At 54.4% G+C, this 23,856-nt stretch carries 27 protein-coding genes; all 27 read right to left on the bottom strand.

Going from position 1 to position 23,856, the window contains the following annotated elements; all coding sequences use genetic code 11:
- Positions 1-2: 2 nt before the first annotated feature.
- The 27 genes from infB to K349_RS0114990 all read right to left on the bottom strand — a co-directional run bounded on the left by infB (position 3) and on the right by K349_RS0114990 (position 23,833).
- Positions 3-1,985 carry a translation initiation factor IF-2 gene (infB, locus tag K349_RS0114860; protein ID WP_029166541.1) on the bottom strand — a complete coding sequence of 661 codons (1,983 nt, stop codon included), beginning with the start codon at positions 1,983-1,985 and terminating at the stop codon, positions 3-5.
- Positions 1,978-2,334 (bottom strand): hypothetical protein, encoded by a 357-nt coding sequence (locus K349_RS0114865; protein ID WP_029166542.1) that lies wholly within the window; start codon positions 2,332-2,334, stop codon positions 1,978-1,980. Before K349_RS0114865 ends, infB begins: the two co-directional genes overlap by 8 nt.
- The gene (gene rnpM / locus K349_RS18910; protein ID WP_084460429.1) at positions 2,318-2,632 is read right to left on the bottom strand and encodes an RNase P modulator RnpM; all 315 of its coding nucleotides are present in this window, start codon (positions 2,630-2,632) and stop codon (positions 2,318-2,320) included. Before rnpM ends, K349_RS0114865 begins: the two co-directional genes overlap by 17 nt.
- The gene (gene nusA, locus K349_RS0114875; protein WP_029166543.1) at positions 2,611-3,735 is read right to left on the bottom strand and encodes a transcription termination factor NusA; all 1,125 of its coding nucleotides are present in this window, start codon (positions 3,733-3,735) and stop codon (positions 2,611-2,613) included. Before nusA ends, rnpM begins: the two co-directional genes overlap by 22 nt.
- Positions 3,719-4,252 carry a ribosome maturation factor RimP gene (locus K349_RS17420; RefSeq protein WP_169731363.1) on the bottom strand — a complete coding sequence of 178 codons (534 nt, stop codon included), beginning with the start codon at positions 4,250-4,252 and terminating at the stop codon, positions 3,719-3,721. Before K349_RS17420 ends, nusA begins: the two co-directional genes overlap by 17 nt.
- A 126-nt stretch (positions 4,253-4,378) precedes the next feature.
- Positions 4,379-4,567 carry a hypothetical protein gene (locus tag K349_RS0114885; protein WP_034265806.1) on the bottom strand — a complete coding sequence of 63 codons (189 nt, stop codon included), beginning with the start codon at positions 4,565-4,567 and terminating at the stop codon, positions 4,379-4,381.
- A 19-nt stretch (positions 4,568-4,586) separates the two neighbouring features.
- Positions 4,587-6,062: an IMP dehydrogenase gene (gene guaB, locus K349_RS0114890; RefSeq protein WP_029166546.1), complete on the bottom strand. Its 1,476-nt coding sequence runs from the start codon at positions 6,060-6,062 to the stop codon at positions 4,587-4,589.
- Positions 6,063-6,086: 24 nt separating this feature from the next.
- Positions 6,087-7,274: a 2-C-methyl-D-erythritol 2,4-cyclodiphosphate synthase gene (gene ispF, locus K349_RS0114895; protein ID WP_029166547.1), complete on the bottom strand. Its 1,188-nt coding sequence runs from the start codon at positions 7,272-7,274 to the stop codon at positions 6,087-6,089.
- Complete coding sequence (locus K349_RS0114900; RefSeq protein ID WP_029166548.1) at positions 7,274-8,455, bottom strand: PIN/TRAM domain-containing protein; 1,182 nt, start codon at positions 8,453-8,455, stop codon at positions 7,274-7,276. The genes ispF and K349_RS0114900 overlap by 1 nt, the downstream gene beginning before the upstream one ends.
- A gap of 9 nt (positions 8,456-8,464) precedes the next feature.
- Positions 8,465-9,091 carry a recombination mediator RecR gene (gene recR / locus K349_RS0114905; protein WP_029166549.1) on the bottom strand — a complete coding sequence of 209 codons (627 nt, stop codon included), beginning with the start codon at positions 9,089-9,091 and terminating at the stop codon, positions 8,465-8,467.
- An 8-nt stretch (positions 9,092-9,099) separates the two neighbouring features.
- Positions 9,100-9,414: a YbaB/EbfC family nucleoid-associated protein gene (locus K349_RS0114910; protein WP_029166550.1), complete on the bottom strand. Its 315-nt coding sequence runs from the start codon at positions 9,412-9,414 to the stop codon at positions 9,100-9,102.
- Between the two features lie 36 nt (positions 9,415-9,450).
- Positions 9,451-9,915, bottom strand: coding sequence for a 23S rRNA (pseudouridine(1915)-N(3))-methyltransferase RlmH (locus K349_RS20175; protein WP_029166551.1), 465 nt, complete (start codon positions 9,913-9,915; stop codon positions 9,451-9,453).
- Positions 9,912-10,118, bottom strand: coding sequence for a DUF951 domain-containing protein (locus tag K349_RS20180; protein ID WP_420834460.1), 207 nt, complete (start codon positions 10,116-10,118; stop codon positions 9,912-9,914). The genes K349_RS20175 and K349_RS20180 overlap by 4 nt, the downstream gene beginning before the upstream one ends.
- Positions 10,093-10,746 carry a V-type ATP synthase subunit D gene (locus tag K349_RS0114925; protein ID WP_029166552.1) on the bottom strand — a complete coding sequence of 218 codons (654 nt, stop codon included), beginning with the start codon at positions 10,744-10,746 and terminating at the stop codon, positions 10,093-10,095. Before K349_RS0114925 ends, K349_RS20180 begins: the two co-directional genes overlap by 26 nt.
- Before the next feature lie 2 nt (positions 10,747-10,748).
- Positions 10,749-12,146 carry a V-type ATP synthase subunit B gene (locus tag K349_RS0114930; RefSeq protein WP_338022326.1) on the bottom strand — a complete coding sequence of 466 codons (1,398 nt, stop codon included), beginning with the start codon at positions 12,144-12,146 and terminating at the stop codon, positions 10,749-10,751.
- Positions 12,143-13,903 carry a V-type ATP synthase subunit A gene (locus tag K349_RS0114935; RefSeq protein WP_029166554.1) on the bottom strand — a complete coding sequence of 587 codons (1,761 nt, stop codon included), beginning with the start codon at positions 13,901-13,903 and terminating at the stop codon, positions 12,143-12,145. Before K349_RS0114935 ends, K349_RS0114930 begins: the two co-directional genes overlap by 4 nt.
- Before the next feature lie 10 nt (positions 13,904-13,913).
- Positions 13,914-14,180, bottom strand: coding sequence for a cell division protein (locus K349_RS0114940; protein ID WP_157367412.1), 267 nt, complete (start codon positions 14,178-14,180; stop codon positions 13,914-13,916).
- Positions 14,181-14,194: 14 nt separating this feature from the next.
- On the bottom strand, positions 14,195-15,271 hold the full coding sequence (locus K349_RS0114945; RefSeq protein ID WP_169731364.1) for a V-type ATPase subunit: 1,077 nt from the start codon (positions 15,269-15,271) through the stop codon (positions 14,195-14,197).
- A complete protein-coding gene (locus tag K349_RS19535; protein WP_211240370.1) occupies positions 15,204-15,749 on the bottom strand; it encodes a hypothetical protein in 546 nt (181 codons plus the stop codon). Before K349_RS19535 ends, K349_RS0114945 begins: the two co-directional genes overlap by 68 nt.
- Before the next feature lie 124 nt (positions 15,750-15,873).
- Complete coding sequence (locus tag K349_RS0114955; protein ID WP_029166558.1) at positions 15,874-16,092, bottom strand: ATPase; 219 nt, start codon at positions 16,090-16,092, stop codon at positions 15,874-15,876.
- Complete coding sequence (locus K349_RS0114960) at positions 16,077-17,984, bottom strand: V-type ATP synthase subunit I (protein ID WP_157367413.1); 1,908 nt, start codon at positions 17,982-17,984, stop codon at positions 16,077-16,079. The genes K349_RS0114955 and K349_RS0114960 overlap by 16 nt, the downstream gene beginning before the upstream one ends.
- Positions 17,981-18,337, bottom strand: a complete 357-nt coding sequence (locus K349_RS0114965) for a hypothetical protein (protein ID WP_029166560.1) — start codon at positions 18,335-18,337, stop codon at positions 17,981-17,983. The genes K349_RS0114960 and K349_RS0114965 overlap by 4 nt, the downstream gene beginning before the upstream one ends.
- Positions 18,312-18,791 carry a CBS domain-containing protein gene (locus K349_RS0114970; protein ID WP_029166561.1) on the bottom strand — a complete coding sequence of 160 codons (480 nt, stop codon included), beginning with the start codon at positions 18,789-18,791 and terminating at the stop codon, positions 18,312-18,314. Before K349_RS0114970 ends, K349_RS0114965 begins: the two co-directional genes overlap by 26 nt.
- Entirely contained in the window at positions 18,788-20,527 is a 1,740-nt protein-coding gene (locus tag K349_RS0114975; RefSeq protein ID WP_029166562.1) for a WecB/TagA/CpsF family glycosyltransferase, read from the bottom strand. The genes K349_RS0114970 and K349_RS0114975 overlap by 4 nt, the downstream gene beginning before the upstream one ends.
- 274 nt (positions 20,528-20,801) lie before the next feature.
- On the bottom strand, positions 20,802-22,076 hold the full coding sequence (gene serS, locus K349_RS0114980) for a serine--tRNA ligase (protein WP_029166563.1): 1,275 nt from the start codon (positions 22,074-22,076) through the stop codon (positions 20,802-20,804).
- Positions 22,077-22,079: 3 nt separating this feature from the next.
- Positions 22,080-22,559 (bottom strand): 6,7-dimethyl-8-ribityllumazine synthase, encoded by a 480-nt coding sequence (gene ribH / locus K349_RS0114985; protein ID WP_029166564.1) that lies wholly within the window; start codon positions 22,557-22,559, stop codon positions 22,080-22,082.
- Positions 22,560-22,600: 41 nt separating this feature from the next.
- Positions 22,601-23,833, bottom strand: a complete 1,233-nt coding sequence (locus K349_RS0114990; RefSeq protein WP_034266348.1) for a bifunctional 3,4-dihydroxy-2-butanone-4-phosphate synthase/GTP cyclohydrolase II — start codon at positions 23,831-23,833, stop codon at positions 22,601-22,603.
- Positions 23,834-23,856 lie beyond the last annotated feature (23 nt).

Here is a 23,856-nt window from a genome sequence, read left to right on the forward strand (position 1 = left end):
CCCTATTCGAGGTTTCTCTTTTCCTCGATGATTTCGTAAGCCTCCACCACATCCTGCTCACGAAAGTCCTGAAAATTGTTAAAGCTCATTCCGCATTCGTATCCTGCCGCAACTTCGCGGACATCGTCCTTGAACCGCTTGAGTACCGAGAGAGTGCCCTCCCAGAAAACAACGCCCTCGCGAATGAGCCTGACCTTGGCGTTCCGTTTCATTTGGCCTTCTGTAACGTAACATCCTGCGACTTTGCCGGATTTGGGAACCTTGAAAACGGCACGGATTTCCGCCTGTCCGAGAATATGTTCTCTCAGTTTGGGCGCAAGCATTCCCTCCAGTGCAGCTTTCACATCATCAATGACATCGTAGATGACGCGATAAAGACGGATCTGCACGCCTTCCCGTTCGGCAATTCTGCTCGCATTGCTGTCCGGACGAACATTGAAGCCAATGACGATCGCATTCGATGCTGCGGCCAACATGACGTCGGATTCGGAAATCCGCCCGACACCTTCGTGCACGATGAACGTGCCGACTTCATTCGTGGCAAGCTTCATCAAAGAGTTTCGTAATGCCTCAAGAGACCCCTGCACGTCGCATTTGAGCAACAGGTTCAGCTGAGGCGTTTCTCCCTGCTGCATCTGCTGGTAGACTTCCTCCAGGGTAAGACGTTTCGTACGGGTTGCGTCCTCTTCGCGGCGAATCTGCGCCTGCAAAGAAATGGTGTCCCGAGCTTCTCTTTCATGTGCAACCTTTCGGAAACGCTCTCCCGGCTGGGGAACACCATCAAGCCCTAGTATTTCCACAGGCGTGCTCGGGCCCGCCGTATCGACGAAGTTGCCACGGTCATCAAGCATGGCCCGCACTCTTCCCCAGGTAGTCTCCGCCAAGACGATATCCCCCCGCATGAGCGTGCCTTCCTGGACGATCACCGTCGCAACGGGGCCTTTCCCTTTGTCGAGCTTCGCCTCGACGACAATTCCTTCAGGGTCCACTGTGGGATCTGCGCGCAGTTCCCCCAACTCGGCCACGAGAGTGATCATTTCGAGGAGCTGTTCTACCCCGAGCCCCTTCTTAGCGGAAACATCCACCATGATGGTGTCGCCGCCCCACTCCTCGGGAACCAGCCCTTGATCGGAAAGTTGTTGCCGTACCCGGTCGGGCCGTGCGTCGGGCTTGTCGATCTTGTTGATCGCAACGATGATGGGCACTCCTGCGGCTTTTGCATGGTTGATCGCCTCGATGGTCTGCGGCATAAGGCCGTCATCCGCTGCAACGACAAGAACGGCGATGTCCGTGACTTGAGCACCCCTTGCTCTCATCGCCGTGAAGGCTTCGTGGCCAGGAGTGTCGAGAAAGACAATGCGCTCATTCTGATGGATCACCGTGGAGGCGCCAATATGCTGCGTAATACCTCCGGCTTCGCTTTCCGTAACGTTCGTCTTGCGAATATAGTCAAGCAGTGTGGTCTTTCCGTGGTCCACATGCCCCATGACCGTCACGATGGGAGGGCGCGGAACGAGATGAGCCCCTTTGGGGGCGGATTTGCCTGTCGGTCGCGGCGCGCTCTCCACAGTTTTTTCGAACTCGCCTCCGGAAACGGGACGGGAGAGTTTTTTCCCAAAGGCAGAAGCGAGCACACCGAGTGCCTTGTCGTCGACTTTTGCGTTTGCAGGCAGCATCAATCCCGCAGTGACAAGAGCTTTCACGGCATCCGCCGGAGACACACCAAGAAGAGACGCCGTTTCGGCCACGGTGGACTCGTAGGCGACAATCACCCGTTCTTCAGACGTCGAAATCTTCTCTTCCTTGATTCCAACAGAAGCACCCGCGTCATTGCGTAAAGCATCTTCGACAAGTTGCGCAACATCCGTATCAATAGAACTCATGTGTGTTTTCACATCCACATCAAGACTTTTTAAGATTTCCATCAACTCTTTGTTTGTTTTGCTCAAGAGTTTGGCGAGTTCATACACCCTTATTTTACTCATTCCTTTCGCCCCCCTTTGCAGCAAATTCCTCAATTTTGCGCGCCAACCCATGTGTCTCCGGAAGCCCGAAGATCTGAGTCAAACCGAGTCCCGTCATTCCGTGCATCTCCTCCCGTGTCGCCGCCAGGAAAAGCTGCCGACACATACCGCGCGCGACATACCCTTTCAATGCTCTCTGGACATTGACGGAACTGTCACTCGTGAGAAGAACGAGAATCCGGTCGCCCCTCCGCAGAGCCCTCCGGATGTCATCCTGTCCCAAAAACAGGACTCCTGCCCTCCGCGCCAAAGAGAGAAGCGACGCCACCCGAAGAGAGTCCTGGGATGAAACGTTACGCGCCCCCACCATTCCGCCCCTCCTCTCCTTCAACTTCTCCGGCGAGCAAAGTGAGGACGTCGTCATAAAGCTCAACGGGAACCTTGCTCTTCAAAGCGCGGGAAAGGGTGTCCCTCTTTTTTGCGGCAAGCACACATTCCTTCCGAAAGCAGAGATACGCACCCCTTCCAGGCGTACGCCCTGTCGTATCAATTTCAATGCGACCATCAGGACAACGTACAACCCTAACCATGTCCCGCTTGGGAGATTCCTCCCCACATCCGGAACACGTCCTCGGGCGCTGTCTTGTCACTCCTGTTTTTCTTCCCATATATCGGAAGAACCTCCCTTGATTATATCTTCAAAGAGATCCTGAAGAGTAGGCATCCTCTCCGGCTCGAGAACCTTGATATCGATTTTCCACCCCGTGAGTCGCGCCGCAAGTCGAACATTCTGTCCAGCCTTGCCGATAGCCAAAGACAATTGGTCAGGACGTACATAGACACGCACAGCACGGTCTGTTTCCAGCACAGGTTCCACTTTGAGGATCTTCGCCGGAGAGAGCGCGTTCCGGATAAACTGCAAAGGATCACTGTGCCAGATGATGATGTCCATGCGCTCCCCACGCAGCTCTGAACTGATGGACTTGATCCGGCTCCCCTTGGTCCCGACACAGGCTCCGACGGGATCGACATTTGGATCCAGCGTAGCCACGGCAATCTTCGAACGCGTTCCTGCCTCTCGGACAATACCCCGGATTTCCACCACGCCTTCCTGGATTTCCGGAACCTCCAGTTCCAAAAGACGGCGCAGAAGGCCAGGATGGGTTCTCGACACGACAATACGAGGTCCTCTCGTGGTACGACGGACATCCAGCAGAAAGAATTTCATGCGTTCATTCGGGGAGTAGGTTTCGCCCACAATCCGTTCCTCCCGAGGAAGGATCGCCTCGGTGCGGTCGTTCAACCGAACGAGGATGTGCTCACCTTCAGTCTTGAAGATGATCCCATTCACAAGATCACCCACACGATTCGCGAATTCGTCGAAGATGATCTGTCGTTCCGCATCCTTGATTCGTTGGATGATGACCTGCCTTGCGGTCTGTGCCGCGATTCTTCCGAATCCCTCCGGAGAAACTTCAATTCTGATAACGTCTCCATGCACAACGTCCGAATAGCCCATTTCATGTGCCTGTGCGAGAGATAACTCGAGATCCGGCGAAGACACGTTTTCCACAACCATCCGAATTTCAAAGAGAGAAATCTCTCCGTTTCCCAGATCGAGATGAACCTCGAGGTTTTGGTCGCCTCCCTTGTGTTTCCGATACGCCGAAACCAGTGCCGCTTCCAAGCTCGAGGCAATGATTTCAATGGGGAGCCCCTTCTCTTCTTCTATCTGGCGAAGTGCTTTGAGGAAATCACGACCTAACTGCATGATCCTTCTCCTTCCCGCTCTTCTTTTTTTTCTGTTTTTGACCGCCTTCTTCAATCTCAAAGACAAGATGAGCTCGAGTAATTGTATCGAAAGGAATCGTTTCCTCGGAAGCGTCTTCCAAAACAAGAGTCACCGACAGCTCTGACACTGAAGCGAGACGCCCCACGATATCCCGGTGCTTTCCCTTTCCTTTGGAGATGCGCACAAGCGCCTTCTTGCCGAGAAATCTCAGAAAATCGGAATATTTTACAAGAGGACGCTCAACACCCGGAGAACTCACCTCAAAAAAGTATTTTACATTTGAAAAATCCATTTCATCAAGAATAGCGTTGATTTTCCTTGAGACTATCTCGCAATCCTTGATGGTAATGCCACCAATAGAATCGATAAGAACACGCAGAATTTTCCTTTCGTTCTCCACGGTCCACTCCAGGTCGACGAACTCGAATCCGAGCTCTTCGACGCAACGCACAACCACGTCCTTCTGGAGAGCGACATTTTTTCCTCGCTCCTTCACGACGACACCTCCGTTTTCCACGGAAGGGGACACAAAAAAGGAAGAGTGGGCACAGCCCACTCTTCTCGACAATCCTCCCCGTCCACACGATCTATACGAATGGAGTATAGCATGTGCCCCCAGACTCTACAAGCAGTCTCCCACGATAAAATCCGGCCACCATTCGTCCAATCCCACACTGAAGGACTCTTCGATAGGAATCTCCATCAAGGAGTCTCCGAGCACTTCCTCCTCCAGCATAGGCAGAAAGAGGTTTCCCATCCATACTCGCTGTTTTTCGTTCTGATCGAGGAAAAACAACCGTCCTGGGGACACGACGAGCACCTCCTCGCTGTCATTCCATCCAGTAGTTCGGTGCCTCCTTGGTGATAGTCACGTCGTGGGGATGACTTTCCTTCATGGATGCAGGAGTGATCTTCACAAACTTCCCCTTCTCTTTTAAGTCCTTGATCGACGCCGCACCGACATATCCCATGCCGGAGCGAAGCCCTCCCACCAATTGATACATGACGGCACCAAATCCGCCCTTGTACGGAACAAGTCCTTCGATTCCCTCCGGAACCAGCTTTTCTTCCTTGGTTCCTTCCTGAAAATATCTGTCTTTGCTGCATCCACCCTTCATGGCTTCGAGGGATCCCATCCCTCTGTAGCTTTTGAACGAGCGCCCCCGAAAAATGACAACCTCCCCTGGGCTTTCGTCGGTACCGGCAAAAAGAGAACCGACCATGACCACGTCCGCACCTGCGGCGATAGCTTTGACAATATCTCCGGAATAGCGGATGCCTCCATCGGCAATGACCATCTTGCCAAGGGCGTGGGCAACCTGGGCAACCTGAAATACCGCGGCGATCTGAGGAACACCTATACCGGCAACAATTCTTGTCGTACAAATAGATCCGGGGCCCACACCGACCTTCACTGCATCGGCCCCGGCTTCGATAAGGTCTTTCGCGGCATCTCCCGTTGCGATGTTTCCTCCTACAATACCGATCCCCGGATAGGTTTTCTTCAGATACCGAACCATCTCCAGAACCGCTCGGGAATGCCCGTGGGCGGTGTCCACCACAAGCACGTCCACCCCGGAGGAAACGAGTAATTCCGCTCTTCGGGCAACATCCGCTCCCACGCCAACAGCGGCACCGACACGGAGCCTTCCTCTCGAATCTTTGCAGGCGTTCGGAAATTCCTTGGCTTTCTGGATATCCTTGATAGTGATGAGCCCTTTCAAATGCCCCTCTTTATCCACTATCGGCAGTTTTTCCACCTTGTGCTCCATGAGAATGCTTTTTGCATCCTCAAGAGTCGTACCCTCCGATGCGGTGATGAGATTCTCTTTCGTCATGATACAGGAAATCGGCTGTTCGTAGTTGGTAACAAAACGAAGATCCCGATTCGTGATGATGCCGACCAGGCGGAGTTCCCCATCAACAATGGGAACACCTGAGATGTGATAGTGCGACATGAGGGATACGGCATCCTCCACGCGATTTTCGGGGTGCAGGTAAAACGGGTCCACGATGACACCCGATTCCGATCGCTTGACTTTGTCTACCTCGCCCGCCTGCTGCTCCGGAGGCATGTTCCTGTGAATGATTCCCAAACCACCCTCTCTGGCCACTGCAATTGCCAGTCTCGCTTCTGTCACGGTATCCATGGCGGCGCTACAGATAGGAACATTCACGACAATGTTCTCCGTGAAATGACTCCGGGTATCAACCTCGGAGGGAAGTACCTCACTAAAGGCAGGAACAAGGAGAACATCGTCAAATGTAAACCCCTCGTAAGAAACAAACTTCTCGCTCGGCACCATGAGATCGACCTCCCGCAAGTGCGGTCATATCTGATCCGCCTCGTTTTCGAACCGACGAAGCGTGGCCACTGCATGGCACACCATGGCCTCGCCTCTGCCGACACTTCCCACATGCTCTCCGGATTTCACCTTCACATGCACCCACCGGCTCGTCTTCCCACCGGAATTTTTCTTCCAAACTCTGTTGAAGACAGCGTTCAATGCGGACTCGATCTCCGGAACAAAGACTCCCAGTCGAGGGACCTGGGCTATCAGCGTAACATCCACCCACTCCACGCCCCACGCCCTAGAGAAAATACGCCTACACACCTCGTCCAAAAGCACCATGCTGTCCGCATCCCGGTAACGTTCTTCCGAGGCGGGAAAGAGCGTTCCCAGATCAGGTTCTCCTGCCGCCCCGAGCAGCGCGTCGGCGACGGAATGGGCGATCACGTCGGCATCGGAATGCCCCTGAAGCCCCAGGGACGAGGGAATGCGAACTCCCGCGAGAAAAAGCGGACGGTGAGGGACGAGAGGATGCACATCGTACCCGTGACCTGTCCGAAGGACATCTTTTGCCTGTACTTTCGCCAGCATCTGCGCCATTGCCATATCCTCTTCGTAGGTGATCTTGAAATTCCTTCTTTCTCCAGGGACAGTCGCAAGAGGCATGCCCGCGGCGATCCACGCCTCTGCTTCGTCCTTCACCCCACGCTCCGCCCGCTCAAGAACACTGAGCAAGAGATGCCGAGGGAAAACTTGCGGCGTCTGTGTTCTGAAAATCCCCTCTCTGGAGACAGGCATCACTTCTCCTGTCTCCGATATCCGTTTGAGTGCGTCCGTCTCAGGCAGAACAGGAATAGCTCCGCCTTCTCCAGCAGCACGAAGAAGGCGCCTGCAGAGATCGATCGAAACAAAGGGACGCGCCGCATCGTGCACAAAAACCATTTTCCCCGAGGCCTCTCGAAGGCCGGACAGGACCGAATCGACTCGTTCCATTCCTCCAGGGGCGAAACGCAATGGGATCTCGAAAAAATTGACATCCAATTCCATTTTCCCCACATCAGGAATGACAAGAACGCATTCGCCGACAAAGCCTTCACGAAACAGAGCGTTCGCCACGAGGGCACTCCAGTTCCACATAGGCATGGAACCAAGCTGACAGAACTGTTTTGGAGTCCCTCCCATGCGCGTTCCTTTTCCCGAGGCAACGATAATGAAAGAAGCCTCCATCACAGGTGTGAATCCCTCCGCAATCTTCCGAACACCATACGACCCGCCGACGTCTGCAGCATGGACGTAACTACCACGTCAACCCTTCGCCCTACATAGCGGTCCCCTTCCTCGACGACAATCATGGTCCCATCATCAAGATATCCCACACCCTGATGCGGTTCCTTCCCCTCCCGAATGAGGTCGACCGTGACGCTTTCTCCCGGAAGAAGCATGGGTTTGAGCGCGTTCGCCAAATCATTAACATTTAACACTGGGACCCCCTGGATCTGGGCAATTTTATTCAAATTATAGTCCGTCGTGATGATTTTTCCCGAGATCTGCTTCGCCAGAGCAACCAAACCCTGATCCACGGAATCGACTTGCAGTTCCTTGAGAGAAATTTCCAGGATTTCCACACGCAGGGTGGCGAGTTTCTGCAGTTCGTTGACGACATCGAGACCTCTCCGTCCTCTGGTCCTTCGGGTAGGATCCGAAGAATCCGCCACACCCTGGAGTTCCGTGAGCACAAATCTGGGCAGAACAAGTGTGCCTTCGAGAAATCCCGTTGAAGCAACGTCGAGAATCCTTCCATCGATGGCCACACTGGTGTCGAGAATCTTAACATCCATGCCATCGCTGGAGAGGGTAATCTCCTTCTCTCCCTTTCCCCCCCGAATCCGCCGGACCTTCGGCAGAATCCTGCCCTTCAATTCTCCGACAGTGGAGACCATGTTCACGATATCCTCACGGCGTTTCAGAAAGATGCGGACAAAGGTGTATCCCAAAACGACGTTCAACAATACCGCAATGTAACTTCCCACGCCGGGAAAATCCGCAAAGGGCAGTGCAAGGAGATTGGCCACAAGAAGACCGATGATGAGCCCGACGATGCCTACAGTGAGATCCGTCCAACTGATGGACTGGAGCTGGCTCTCAAAGAGCAGACCGAATCGGAGCAATGCCCGAAGAAACAGGGGTGTCACCAAATATCCTATACCCGCCATAAAAATGATAAGGAAGCCGAGAAATGCGATATTCGCCGAAAAATTCCCCCAAGGCCAGTAATTCCTGAACAGAGGAATCTCTTGAAAGACCTGGTCGCGCAAGTACTGCGCCAATTGGTACCCCGCAAAACCACCGAGAAAGGACAACAACGTACGAACGACTCCTCTGAGGATAACAACGAGACCATGTTCCATGAACGCGATTCACCTCCCCTTCTGTGGGTTTCCGTTTTTCGATGCTTCCCTTCGGCTCTCCAGCGCCGCATGCAGCGTTACCCTGTCCGCGAAACCGATGCTCCCCCCCACGGGAAGACCGTAGGAAAGACGGGTAATTTTTCCTTCGAAATCCTTCAATGCATCCAGAACGGAATAATAGGTCAAATCACCTTCAACCCTCGGATTCGTGGCAACGATGACCTCCTCCGCCGAAAGGCTTTTCACTCTGGAGAGTAATGCATCCAACCTCTCCACGGACAATTCTTCTCCATCCAAAGGAGAAACTCTTCCCCCCAATACAAAATAGAGACCGAAGTAGATTCCCGCCTGCTCGATGCTGATGAGATCCTCCGCTGTTTCGACAACACAGAGAGTCTTTCTGTCCCGCATGGAATCCCGACAAAGAGAGCAGGGATCGGTGTCTGTCATGTTGCCGCAGGCGGAACAAGGCGCCAGACGAGAGCGGAGGTCAACCAAGGCTGCGGCAAGTTCCTGTGCATAGGTCTGACTCTGGTGGAGAACGAAAAAGGCCATTCTCCGGGCACTTTTCTCCCCAATCCCGGGAAATTTCTCGAAAAGCGCAACGAGCTTTTCCAGGGGCTCCGGTAAAGACATGGCACTCTCTAAAAGAGCCCGGGTACGTTGAGCCCCATACCTCCAGCGAGTTGGCCCATCCGCTGATTGGCCAGCTCTTTGCTGAGACGCAATGCCTCGTTCACTGCGGCAAGAACAAGATCCTCCAGCATCTCCGGATCCTGAGGATCGATAACTTCGGGCGAGATCGTGACGGAAAGGATATCGCCCTGGCCGTTCGCGACAACGCGAACCATGCCTCCTCCGGCCGCACCCTCCACTTTTTCCTCCGCAAGACGTTCCTGGATCTGAACCATTTGGGTCTGCATCTTTTGAGCCTGTTTGAACAATTTATCCATCTTCACCACACACCACACTCCTTCTCCGAAAGGCTAATGCGATCAATGATGGTACCGCATTCCATGACGAATGGAAACAGCCCGATAGAGTTGTTCAAAAAGAAGAACAAGACAGAGTTCGTGAGGGAATGTCATGGGAGAAAGAGAGACTCTTTCCGCTGCGCGGCTCTTGATTCGTTCCCCCACACCATGCGCTCCCCCGACAACGAGCAGTAAACGCCCGGGCACGCTCTGAAGAGACTCGTAAAGCCATATCGAAAAATCCCTGCTGGAACGACATATTCCCGCCTCATCAAGAAGCACCGGATAGTCTCTCTCGGTGATGCGTTGCAGAATGCGCTCTTCCTCTTTTTTACGCACAGCCTCGACATTTTTGATGCCCCGAGCTTCCGGAACCGTTTCCCACGTTAGAGGAAGAAGTTTTTCAACTCTTTTTTCATACTGAGAACATCCCTCGAAAGCCCAAGCAGCTCGAGGCATCCCCACGGAAAGAATCACGAGTTTCATTTCTCCGCCTCACCCAGGACAGCGCTGCGAAGCGCGAGAGGTTCCATATCCAAGCATCGTCCACACACACGGCAACGAACTCGTATCAGCACTCCCACACGCACCACTTCCCAGATCCGGGAACCACAGGGATGTTTTTTCTTCAGTTCCAGAAGCGTTCCCGGTTCAATGGGATTTCTATAATAGCCCATTTTCGCACTCATGGGAGATGAAACGACTTTTGCGGGACATCTTCTTCAGAGTGTATCGGTCCTGTCGTTCCCGTTCCGCAAGAATTTCTCGAATTCGTTTGTATTCCGCGCGCAACGTCGGGAGAACAGCGTGTTCCAGGTTGTTGATTTTCCTCATGGTGTTTCTCAGGTCCTTTTCAAGGGCCACGAGTTTTGCCCTTACATTGATATAGCGCCAGAGGATCTCGTCCACATCGGAAAGAGCCGACAAAAGATCGTCAAGATGAATAGAGGAGAGTGCAGGATCGTATTTCATCGTAGAGGGATGCAATTCATCCTCCGATTGGGCAGGACGAAACTGCGCAAAGGTACACCCCATGAGAGAATGACGTTCCATAACCACAACGAGAGGAATCTGCCCCGGATGGAGAAGAGACAACATGTGTTGCCCTTCGTACATACGAACCAGCGCATAGACCATGGAAATGCGCACACATAACTCACGGAACCTTTTCCCGAGCGAAGCGAAAAGGCGTCGCTCCTGTTCGATCGCGAGAACAAGAGCATCCCTTTTTTTCTGGAGAAGCCCCATTCCGTACCGGATCGTTTCCGTCCTGCGCCTGAGCGCAAGCATTTGTTCCCTTGTCGGAGAAAGTGCCATGTCTAGGTCGCTCTTCCTTCGGCCATGCGTTGCAGAGACTCCTCGGGAAGCCGATAAAGCTCGTCCCTGGGAAGAAGCGAGAGACACTCCATGCCTACTCTCATGGAACTCTCGAGTGAACGATCCTCTTTCCCCTGGTGAACAAAACGCTCCTCAAAGACTTTCGCAAAGGAGAGATAATTTTGTTCCACGGGACTCAATCCTTCTTCTCCCACAATGAGTTTCAACCGTTCGAGATCTTTTCCCTTCGCGTAGGAAGCGTAGAGTTGATCGGCCAAAGCCCTGTGTTCGGGAAAGGTCTTCCCCCGCCCGACACCCTTGTTCATAAGCCGACTCAGACTGGGAAGGACACTCACGGGAGGAAAGAGACCGCGTTCATTCATATCCCTGGAAAGAACGATCTGTCCCTCGGTAATATACCCGGAAAGGTCCACCACCGGATGGGTCATGTCGTCATCAGGCATAGTGATGATGGGAATTTGCGTGATGCTTCCACTTCTTCCCTTGACACTGCCAGCTCGTTCGTAGATCGTCGAAAGGTCCGAATACATGTAGCCTGGGAAACCGCGACGGCCTGGCATTTCCTCCCGGGCTGCACTGATTTCCCGAAGGGCCTCGCAGTATTGCAGCATGTCCGTGAGGACCACGAGAACATCGTAGTCCAGGGTAAACGCAAAGTATTCCGCCACAGCAAGGGCCATACGGGGGGTAAGTAGCCGCTCCACAGGGGAATCACTCGCAAGGTTGAGAAAAAAAACACCATGGGCAAGGACACCCGCCTCAGAAAAAACATCCATGAAATAACGAGCTTCCTGCTGCGTAACCCCCATGGCAGCGAAAACCACGAGAAAAGACTGTTCACTCCCGGGAACACGTGCCTGGGTGGCGATCTGCGCGGCAATTCTTGCTGCCGGAAGACCGGCTCCGGAGAAGATCGGCAGTTTTTGGCCCCTGACAAGGGTATTCATAAGATCGATGGTGGAAATGCCCGTTTCGACGAACTTGTCTGGTCCAATTCGTTGTGTAGGATTGAGCGGCTCTCCCTGAATCGACATCAACTCACCGCCCAACGGCGCGGGTTTCCCATCAAGAGGTCGGAAGCGCCCGTCGAGAATGCGTCCCATGAGCATCTTGCCCACGGGAATCCGTACAATATCTCTTTCGAGATACACCGTACTCCGAGGCGCATCGAGTCCCATGGTTCCCTCGAAGAGCTGAATTGCACAATAGCATTCCTCCACCAGCAGGATCTGTCCCGTGGCAATACCCTGAGGACTTTCCACCGTGACCGTTTCTCCGTATCCCGCATTCCGTACTCCTTCGACGAAAAGAAGAGGACCCACGATATCCCGAACGGTCCGATATCCTTCGCGATAGAGTGGTCTCATTGCAGGGCTCACAGGGCGATCACCTCGGTCTCATCGAGTACTTTGGAAAATCTTGCGCTCCATTTGGCCATTTCCAGAGGGAAGTGTTCGTCATCCTCACTCCGCAGTCGGATCAGCTCGACACGCATGCCCGCTGTGGGAATCTGCTCGAAAAGAAGTCCCTGGTCAATGCGGTTGCGCACGAGAAGGTCCGTGTCCCGAAGAAAACACAGCAGGTCGTTCTGCCTTGCGAGAGGACAAAATGCGTCTACCGCGTCGAAGGCATTCTGCTGCAGATACACCACACGCAGAAGTTCCGAGAGAAACAACACCCATTTATCGGTTTCGGAGAGGCCATCCCTTCCGACAAGCTGTACCAATTCCAGAAGTTCCTTCTCCCTTGCAAGAGCCTCTCGAAGAAACCGTTTCCCCTCTTTCCATTTCTTTCCCAAAAGGTTCTCGAAATAGCCGTCCATCTGTTCCTCGTAGAGGGAATAGCTCGTTTTCCAGTTGATGGCCGGGAAATGCCGCTGTTGCGCCAGCGTTTTGTCGAGAGACCAAAAGACTCCGGAAAGGCGCAGGCTTCCCTGGGTCACCGGTTCGGAAAAATCGCCTCCTGGAGGCGACACGGCGTTGATGACGCTCACCGAACCGAGCCGTTCCGGAGAACCAAGGGAGACGACCTTTCCGGCCCTCTCGTAATATTGAGCGAGACGAGAACCGAGATAGGCGGGATACCCCTCTTCTCCGGGCATCTCTTCCAAGCGTCCTCCGATTTCACGAAGTGCTTCGGCCCAGCGAGAAGTGGAATCCGCCATGATCGCAACGTGGAGTCCCATGTCCCGAAAATATTCTGCAATGGACATACCGAGATAGATGCTCGCCTCCCTGGCGGCAACGGGCATATTGGACGTGTTGGCGATGAGCACCATACGTTCCATCAAGGGAAATCCATTATGAGGATCCACAAGCGTGGGAAATTCCTCCAGGACCTCCGTCATTTCATTTCCTCGCTCGCCGCAGCCGATATAGACGATCACCTGGGCATTGCACCATTTTGCAAGAGATTGCTGCGTCACGGTCTTTCCAGTTCCGAACCCTCCCGGAATGACCGCTGCACCACCCAATGCCAAAGGAAACAGTGTATCGAGAATGCGCTGTCCCGTTACCAGAGGGACATCCAAGGAAAGCCTCTTCGCCACAGGCCTCGTTTTACGGACTTCCCAACGCTGCATCATAGAGAAGGGAGGGGTATCCTGAAAAAAACACAAAGGAGCCTCTACCTCGTAGACCCCTTCCGAGGCGATTTTTTGAACCACACCGCCGGGGAAATCGGGTGGTGCCATCAATCGATGCTCAATCGCCCGCCCTTCCCTGACAACACCCCAGCAATCGCCAGCCTTGAGAAAAATATTCTCCGTGACGGACGGTGTGAACTCCCACCGCGCCGTCCTGTCCAACGTAGCCGCGTCAGCCCCTCTCTGAATCCACAGGGAATCCTTACCAAGCGTGTAAAGAGGACGTCCGATACCATCGAAAACCTGCCCGAGCAACCCGGGGCCAAGCTCCACCTCGAAGAGGCGACCGGAAAAGTATACGGGCTCTCCTGCACGCACTCCCGTCGTCTCCTCGTAGACCTGAATATCCACTCCAGCGCCGCGAATGCGTACCACTTCTCCCATGAGCATGAGTTCGCCAACGTGAGCGACTTCGAACATGCGCACAGGAAAATCAATGGAGGCGCGTATCACCGGCCCGGCCACCGCACGCACACGGCCGACTCGCGTCATTGTCGTCACCTCAATCCTCTCGGAGCTTCATATCGGGAAAAGGGACCCACACGGGACGCCCCATATGGTGTATCCGCTGCTTCACAGGATGAGGAAGGCGATCAAACCACCCTTCCTCGACGAGGATGAACGCTACCCTGTCCTCCACAAGCCTGCTCCAAACAGTGCGAACATCCTCGGGATGTTCACAATTGACGGGAACAAATCCCTTCACAGACCAAAGATCGATGAAGAGTCGCGTTCCAAGAACAAGTGTTTCGTAGGTTCTCTCGTCCACGGACATCAGCCTTTTCAGTTCTTGATTCCAATCAGCCGTTCGAAGATGCCTTCGGGAGAAAGTCCCAGGGCTGCGCCGACGACGATGGTGTTGAGATTCTGCCACTCCGTAATCTGCCTGGCCACATAACTGATGGCAACTTCGATACCAAGGGGGTTTTTCCTCATGAGCCCTATTTGCCACTGCAAAAAAGCGCCGTGAAGAGCACGTTGAAATTCCGAAGGCGTCGTCTCGGCGATATTCCGTACCCAGGAACGCCACGTTGTTCCATGGACCACTTCCGCGAGGGAGCGGGCGAGAACGAGACGGCGGGGCGACAGGGAATATCCTTCGGGCACGTACTCGCTTTCCTGATGAGGCGTTTCCTCATAGCCCGTGTGATGCCTGAGCCAGATTCCAATATTCCAAAGATCGATGAGACGACCGAGATACTCTCTTACACGTGTGCCATTGGAGGAGGTGAAGGAAGACATTTCACTCCGGAGTGCCTCGAGTATCCCCAAAAGAAACCTGCGTTCAGCCAATACGAGAGGATGTCCCCGGGCAAGCGCTGCAGCGGCTTCTCCTATGGCTCCAGCAAAAGGATGCACAACGGCTCTGCATCGTTCGCAAAGCTCGAGAAGCGATGCGCTCTCCCAAAGTTCATGGTAGAGATCCCCTGACATACTGCCGTATTCATGCCAGAGAGGCTGAAGCAAAGCATCTCGACGAGGAACTGCGAAAGAGCGTAACAAGAGGCGACCGTTGTGCAAATCCGCCCTCGTCAGGAGAACCGACAGCAACGCTGCCGGTTCTCCCTGAGCGAGAGATCGCACAAAGTGAAGTTCCTCGGCAACTCCCAGGGCAAGAGCCGTTTCAAGACGTTTGAGGGAAGACGTTTCGGTGGACACCAACTCAAACCGGTACGCTCTTGCGTACCGGCTTTCAAGAAGGAACGCTTCCACACCGCGCAACCCACCTCTGGCGAGAGAAGCGTATTGCTCACTCCGGAGAAACGACGTGGATCTGGCTCTTAGAGAGGCATTAAGATAACCGTAGTTCTCTGGAGATCCTATCCACTTCTTCAAAAAAAGGAATAAGGAATCGATCAAGCTCCCGCCCCACTTCGGCGCGACATCGTCTCCATCTGGTCTGGAGAGTATTCTCAACGAATATTCGTTTATCCGAGGCAGTGTAGACCGTACAACCACCCCAAGGATCGTCGATCTCCTCCCTGACCTCAACGATCTCCGGTCTGGAAGAAAGGCGCTCTGCGGTACCCGGTGGAACGCAAACAACGCAGGGAGTTCCCGCAACAAAAAGCGCCTCGGCTACCAAACGCTCAAGAGAGGAGATACCGGAACCGAAAGCATCCTCTTCTTTCAGGCGAGCCGCTATTTTTTCTTCCACCGCATTCAGAAGCTCTTCTCCCCAAAAAGCCACTCTATCCCGAAGCTCTTGAAGGAGAAATCGTTTCCGCACGCAAAGGCGACGTGCTTTTTCCGACGCAATCTCCCGTCTCAACAGAACGACCTGCTTTTCAACCTGCCGACGACGCTCCGCGACGCGATCCTCGATCTCTTCTTCCATGCGACGCCTTTCGGAGGTTATTCGAGCCTCGTATTCCACGCGCAATGCCTCTTTGAACGCCTCAAGTCGTGTTTCCACATCGTTCTGAGACACGAAAACCACCGTTCCCGTTTCTGTCTCGTTCTCAGGCAAATCGAAGAATGAGCATGATAGCCACAACGAAACCAAGAATCACCATCGTCTCCGGAATGGCCTCGAGAATGATCATCGTTCCTGCGGTTTCCGGCTTCTCCGCCACGGTGCCGGCACCGGCACTCCCGATCTTGGCCTGTGCATAGGCCGTGGCAAGGGCGGGAACTCCCACCGCGAGAGCCGCAGCAAGAGCTATCAGGGCTTTTTCCACGAAGGACTCCTCCTTTTCCCGAACGGTCGATAGGCAATACCGCCCCCGACGTAAAACTTCCCCAGAAACTCGACGTAATGGAGCCTGGCAGCATGCAACCCCGACCCCGCGAGAGCCAGAACGAAATTGAGGAGATGCATGGCCAACGCCATCATGATTCCCAAAATAGAAATACCGAGAACATCCACGAAAGAGGATGCGACCATGGCGAGAATTGCGGAAGAAAGACCGATGGCACCGATTCGCACGTAACTCAGGACATTGCCAACGGTTCCGAGATATTCGATGATTCCTCCCAGCCCACCTCCCATGAGAAGAACCACCGTGCCAACGATGACAGCGGAGAGAGAAACCGAAAAAAGTTTGTCGGGAAGCCATCCCTTGAAGATGACAATCCCTAGGACAAGACCGGACATAATGACGAGATTGCCTAATTTTTCCATCCAGAGGTGTTTGTGGCGGTGACGAATTCCTTCAATGAGTCCCAAGAAGTGACCGAGACAGACGTGAGCCAGTCCCAACATCACCGTGAAAACGAGTACCGGCATGACCGCTGCGGATCGCTCCACCCAGAGAGGCCTCATGTGCAGAAGACGATGCCCCGTATCCCCGAAGAATTCGCCGTAGGCAATTCCCCAGGCGATACTCCATCCCGCGATGAAATAGAGAATGCTTCCTATGTGTGAGGCAAGCACAGATTTTCCGAAACGCCGCGCAAGAAAACCGAAGAGGGCGATAAAAAGACCGTAGCCGATGTCGCCGACCATGCAACCGGAGAAAAAGGGGAAAAAGATGCCGACGAGAACGGTAGGATCAAGTCCGGAATATTTCGGCGGAGAAAGAAGCTTGAGAAAGAGTTCGAAGGGAGCGAACGGCCCTGGGTTGGATAGCGCTGTAGGCACTTGGTGCCATTCGTCATCCGAGGGATAGCGCCAGGAAAGAAGCACATCTCTGTCAAAGCGTTCGCGCAGACGTGACACGACGGAAGAAAGTGCATCACCGGGAACCCAGCCTTCGACGAAAAACAGTTCTCCTTTCTCCGTCAATCCCCTCTCTACCTCGACAACCTCTGCCTGTTCATCCAGAGCAATGAAGAGCGCAGCGAGCTTCGGTCCCCATTCCTTCCTTGTCTTCGACAGCTCCCTTTCGATCTCGTCGAGGCGGGCGGGCAACCATTGCAAGCCCTCCTCCACCGCCGAAAAGGATGCGTAAGGCGTCTTTTTCTCGAAGACATGAGGAGCCCGCCACGCCGCTGCGCCGTTCTCCCGAAAGAGCGTTTCCACCTCTTCAAGCGCAGACGGAGGAACGCTCACGGCAAGCAACACATCCTTTTCCACGCGAACGCTATGGTACCGAAGTGATACACGTTCCTTGACAGAGGTGTATTTCTTGAGGATCTTTCGTACGCGCCCCAGGAGAGAACTCTGCAGGGACGGAACGATCCACCACAGGGACACCTCGTTTCCAGAGGCACGCTCTTCTTTGAGAAACCCGGAAAAATGAGAGGTGATTTGGTGAGATTTCCTCAGGGCTCTATGGGATTCCTCAAGGGCTTCTTTTTCCTGGAGAAGGTTGCCAAGTCGTGCTCTGAACGACTCGATGCTTCGCTCAACCTCATTGACAAGCTCAGGAGTGAGTTGGTCGAGTCCCGCCCGAGCCCGTTCGAGCTGCACGTCGTCCAAGGTATTCCATTCGTCCCAGGAAAGAACCTCCAACATCCCCAACAGCGTCGCTCCGATAACTCTCATCTTGTGGAGGTCTCCGTCGGGCAGCGACGTCACACGAGGAGAAGCAACGAGGTGAAAAATCCCCATCTCATGCAGCGTTCGAACCAATTCGTTTTTTCTGCTCGCGACACCCCAGAGGGCGAGCCGCACCATAGGGCGTATCAAGGGAATTTCTCCTCGGGCGACTCAAGAACGAGACGTCCCCAGGCGTATCGATAAAGGGTCTCCACAATCTCCGCTTTGTCGAGGGTTGCAAGAAGGAGTGCCATCTTGGACTCCACGGATTCTCGCAGAAGCCGCTCCTCCTCTTCCACCTCTTTTAAAGACAGTGTTCGTTCCGTTTGAATATCCTCCAGTGTCCTTACCGCCATTTCCTCCAATTTTTCCAATGCGAGGAGGCGCTCTTTCTCGATGGCATCCTTCTCTCTGAGGAAAAGATCCTCATACTCGAGGCGAAGGCTCTCCAGTTCTCGACGGATACGTTCCTGATTTTCAGCGCTTGTTTCCTGTTCTTTCATCGAATGTCTCCGCTTCCATCATGAATTCACAGAACGCCCCTCTGTCAATGATCCCCACGAGTTTACCATTCTCCGAAACGGGAAGGCGCTTGATCCGCTTTCGGAGCATGAGATCCGCCACAGTCATGAGACTCGTTGTGGGTTCCACGGCAATGAGGTTCACGGACATGAAATCGCTCACCTTTCGGTGAGCAAGAACCTTGAGGCGATCGAGAAAACTTCCCTCCGAATCCTCAAGGAACGTGCTCTGTGCAAGAACTTCCAGATAGGTGGGAACCGCAGCCCGAAGAATATCCGTCTCAGAAAGATATCCCACCAGATACCAATTGTCCCGTACCACAGGGATGCCGGAAATACGCTGAGAATACATGACACGAACCGCTTCCAACACGGAGTCGTCCTCGGCAATCGCCGTCAAATCTCGCACCATGAACGCTGCTGCGGGGGTATTCATTCTTCGTTTCGCACCTTTCCAAGCAAGCCGAACCTCGTTAAAAGGACGGCGAGAGCATAAAGGGGGAGCTTCACTATCCGTTTCCACCGCCAAGGTTCCTGAAGAAGACGAAAGAGCCATTCGCAACCGGCGCGTTGCCACCTTTCAGGGGCACGCCTGAGGCATCCTGCAAAAATATCGAAGCTGCCTCCCACTCCCATGGCAACGAGGGAGCCCAAGGCATCCCGGTGCTCTGAAATCCACAGTTCCTGGCGAGGTGATCCGAGAGCGACAAAAAGCAACTTCGCCTTGGAAGCCGAAATCCTTTCACAGATCTCCAAGGAAGCCGCCTCATCAAAAAAACCATCCTCCACTCCGGCAACGAGAAGTTTCGGATATTTTTCCACGAGGCAGTGCGATGCCTTTTCAGCAATCCCCGGTTTTCCTCCGAGAAAGAAAACAGGCCACCCCTCCCCCGCCGCAAGCCGGCAGAGTTGCTCCATGAAGTCGACACCGGGAATCCGTTCCTGCACGGGATGGCCCAGGAAATTCATTCCCCAGAAAAGCCCCATGCCATCGGCGATCGCCAGGTCAGCCTCTCGGAAAACTTTGAACAGCTCCTTGTTTTTCCTGCATTCATAGACAGCGAGCGCATTGGGTGTGACGATGGAAGCAAATCGGCCCTCCTCGTTGATCCACATGCGCACCTTTCCGAGAGCATACTGAGTGGAAACGTTGTCCACAGGCACTCCCCAAATCTCCGGCCTGCGCTCCGGCTTATGTTCTTTCACACTATAGAGCACGCTCCACACATACAGACCGGCCCCGCAAAGTGCAAAAAAAGCCACCAGCATGCCAGGCCCCTCCGGACTGAGCTGATACGCGGCAGCGGAAAATCCCAAAGACGCACAGACCACCGCCACGGCCCGGACGGCGCTCGGGTGATCAACACCTTTGTTCACAAGCTTCCGATAGAGGAACATGGTTCCTCCCCTCTCCTTTTCGTTCCGAAAGGCCCTGCTTATGGCGTTCACCGAGGCTTCCATGAGAGGAACGGCAAAGAGTCCGAGGGGAAGCAGGAGCAAGGTCGAAAATGTAACCCCCTTATTCACTCCCATCATGGACGTACCTGCGACGAGGACGCCCCAAAACGCCGCGAGAGGCTGCCCCAAGCGTCGATACATGTGTCCGTGCCTGCTCCAGAACACGGCAAGCAACGCAAGTCCCCCCGTGCACATGAAGAGGGATTCCTCAAGGAATTGCCCGGAGAAAAGGGTGACACCGCACATGATGCTCCAGGCCAGAGCCAGGAGATACCCTGTCAGGCCGGAAATATGGTCGAGTTCCTGCATGAGCAGCGGGAAAAGGCCAACCCAGAAGGCTGTAGCAGCAATGGAACCCAGGAAGGAAAGATAATGGTACCTGCCGTCGGGAAGCGCGATGAAGCTGATCTGGGGACCAATCAGAGCCAAAACGGCCCCGAGAAGAAAGAAAAACGGACGGACATCTTTTCCGGAAAACCGTTGATACAGTCCCAGCAATGCCGCCGCAGCCCCCGCAAGAACGACATGTCGCGCTCCGGAACTCCCACTCCAGAGCGCGACGAGAATCCATCCGCAGATGAGCATGACATCCCGAAGATAGTCATACTGGTCACGGTCGAGAAAGACCCGCAGAAAGCGCTGGGCTAGAAAAAAGGCGCTCATGATAATCAGCAGTATCGAGAAAGCGAATACCGGCGAGGCCATCGTCTCCATTGAAAGCTTCCTCCTGCGGTTTTTCGCACGGGCTGTACTTCGGCATTCCGTCTGAACATAACACCACATTTTTTAAGTGGTCCGCACAGAAAAGACCACTTCATAAGTCAGATAATTTTACCATACATATCGGAGGTCGAAAAAGCCCGTCTTTCCAAGCAAGGAGCACACCAATATTCGCCATGTCGAGAATTTTCTCCCCGACACTCGCCTGCCCATCGAAACGTTTCCACCCGCTCTCTTCGGATGAAAAACTCCACCGCAGCGAAGACGATCAGGGCCGAAGTTCCATCACACCTCCAAGATAGGGGACGAGTGCGTGGGGTATCGTGATGGAACCGTCCTCGCACTGGTTGTTCTCCAAGATAGCGATGAGACCTCGTCCCACGGCGACACCCGACCCGTTGAGGGTATGTACGAAACGAAGTTTCCCACCCTCTCTCGGGCGGAATTTCGCGTTCATGCGCCGGGCTTGAAAATCTCCACAGTTGCTGCAGGAACTGATCTCCCGATATTTGTTCTGTGAGGGAAGCCACACTTCCAAGTCGTAGGTTTTCGTCGCCCCGAATCCCATATCGCCCGTGCAAAGACACACGACGCGGTAGGGAATTTCCAGCAACCGGAGGACCTGCTCCGCATTCTCCGTAAGTTGCTCCAGCGCTTCGTAACTGTGGTCGGGATGACAGATCTTCACCAACTCCACCTTGTCGAACTGGTGCTGCCGGAGAAATCCCCGGACATCTTTTCCATAGGCCCCTGCCTCCCTGCGAAAACAGGGGGTGTAGGCGGTATAGCTGAGCGGAAGGTCGTCCTCGGAAAGGATCTCCCCAGCATGAATGTTGGTGAGAGGCACCTCCGCCGTGGGGATCAACCAGAGGTCTTCTTCGTGAATCTTATAGAGATCCTCCGCGAATTTTGGGAGCTGCCCCGTCCCCTGCATGGTTGAACTATTCACCATGAAGGGCGGTACGAACTCCGTGTAACCGTGCCGTTGCACGTGAAGATCGAGCATGAAGTTGATGAGCGCCCTCTCAAGACGAGCCCCCATACCCCGCATGAGGGTAAAGCGACTCTCCGCGAGTTTCACCCCTCTCTCGAAATCAAGGATTTTCAGGGCTTCGCCTAGCTCCCAGTGCGGCTTCGGCGAAAAATCGAACACCTTCGGTTCTCCCCAGACACGAACGACACTGTTGTCCTCTTCCGAGGCACCTACAGGAACGGACTCGTGGGGAACGTTCGGAATGCGCAACAGAAGTTGCTCTATCTCCGTCTCGGAGGCATCGAGCTGGATCTCAAGCTCTTTGACCTCCTCGCCCAGGCGGCGCATCTCTTCCATGAGAGACGCTGGGTTCTCTCCGCGGCGCTTCGCCTCTCCCACCTTTTTCGATCCCTCGTTACGGGTGGCTTTGATACGTTCTACGTCCACCAGTATCTTCCGTCGCCGGTCATCGAGGTCGAGAAGCTGCTCCAAGGGGTACTCGTAATGTCGATTTTCGAGCATGGTTCGTACGAGTGCCTCGTTTTCCCGTATCCACCGTATGTCGAGCATGGGTCATTCCCCCTTGGTGTGTCGAATTTCCCGCAGCAGGTCCGTCATCTCCAGAGCCGCCAGGGCGGCCTCGACTCCCTTGTTTCCCGCCTTACTGCCTGCTCTGGCGAGAGCCTGGTCGAGGTTGTCACAGGTCAGTACACCGAAGGAAACAGGGGTCCGCTGATCGAGTGCAATGTGTGCCAGTCCTTTGGAAACCTCCGCCGCGACATAGTCGAAATGAGGCGTATCCCCTCGAATGACCGCGCCGAGGGCGATCACCGCGTCATATTTCCCGGACAGAGCAATTTCCTTGACGACAAGGGGAATCTCCCAGGCTCCGGGAGCCCAGAAGACATCCATGTCCTGATGACGTATCCCATGGCGAAGGAGCGCGTCCTTCGCGCCCTCGAGGAGGCGGGACGTGATCAGTTCGTTGAACCGCGACACCACGAGAGCAAAACGTTGTCCCGCTCCCACCAGCTTTCCCTGAAACGTCTGCATGGTCATTCCTCCAATCCTCGTTCACCCCTCACCGGGGCACTTCATTTCACCACATCCCGCAAATGAAGGATGTGCCCCATCTTCTCACGTTTCGTCTCCAGGTAGTACTCGTTGTACGGATTCGGCTCCACTTCCAGGGCGACTCGTTCCGTCACCTCGAGACCGTATCCTTCGAGACCGACGATTTTTCTGGGATTGTTCGTGATGAGGCGGATCTTCCGCAACCCCAGATCGGCCAGAATCTGCGCTCCAATGCCGTAATCGCGCAGATCCGGGTCGAAACCGAGGGCAACGTTCGCCTCCACCGTGTCCAGTCCCTGCTCCTGCAACTCGTAGGCCTTGAGTTTCGGCAGAAGGCCGATGCCCCGCCCCTCCTGACGCATATAGAGGAGGACACCCTGCCCCTCCTTTTCGATGAGCGTCATGGCCGTATGGAGTTGAGAACCGCAATCACAACGCAAGGAGCCGAAAACGTCTCCCGTGAGGCATTCCGAATGGACCCGAACGAGAACATCGTCCTTGTTCCGGACATCCCCCTTTACAAGAGCCAAGTGAGGGCGATCCAGGGAATCTTCCAAAAGAGATCTGTAGGCGTGGGCGACAAAGGTCCCGTAGGAAGTGGGGAGCCGTATCGTGGAAAGGCGTTCCACGAGCTTATCCCGGAGATGACGGTAACGAATGAGCTGTTTGATGGTGAGGATCTTCAATGCATGCCTCCGGGCAAATTCCTGGAGATCGCCGAGCCTCGCCATGGAGCCATCTTCGTTCATGATTTCGCAGATTGCCCCGGCAGGCCGGAGTCCCGCGAGACGGGCCAGATCGACCGCAGCCTCAGTGTGCCCCGCCCGTTTCAGGACACCTCCTTTGCGTGCCTTGAGGGGAAACACATGACCAGGCTTTCGGAAGTCCTTCGAACCCGACGAGGGATCCGCCAGAAGGCGCACCGTCAGCGCACGCTCGAACGCGGAGATTCCCGTCGTAGTCCCCTCGTGGGCATCGACGGAAACGGTGAAGGCCGTTCCGTGAAGGTCGGAATTCTCCTCGACCATCATCTGCAACTGAAGTGCCTCCACGCGTTCTTCCGATAAGGGAACACAGACGAGCCCCTTTCCGAAGGTCACCATGAAATTGATAATCTCCGGAGTCACCTTCTCCGCTGCGGCGACAAGATCACCTTCGTTCTCCCTGTCCTCGTCGTCCACGACGATGACCATCTTTCCGTTTCTGATGTCCTCAAGCGCCTCTTCCACTTCGCAAAACCGGATTTCCTCCACGACGCTCTCCCTTCCTCTACATC

Origin of the sequence: Aminiphilus circumscriptus DSM 16581 (assembly GCF_000526375.1) — a bacterium.
GTDB classification, from domain to species: domain Bacteria; phylum Synergistota; class Synergistia; order Synergistales; family Aminiphilaceae; genus Aminiphilus; species Aminiphilus circumscriptus.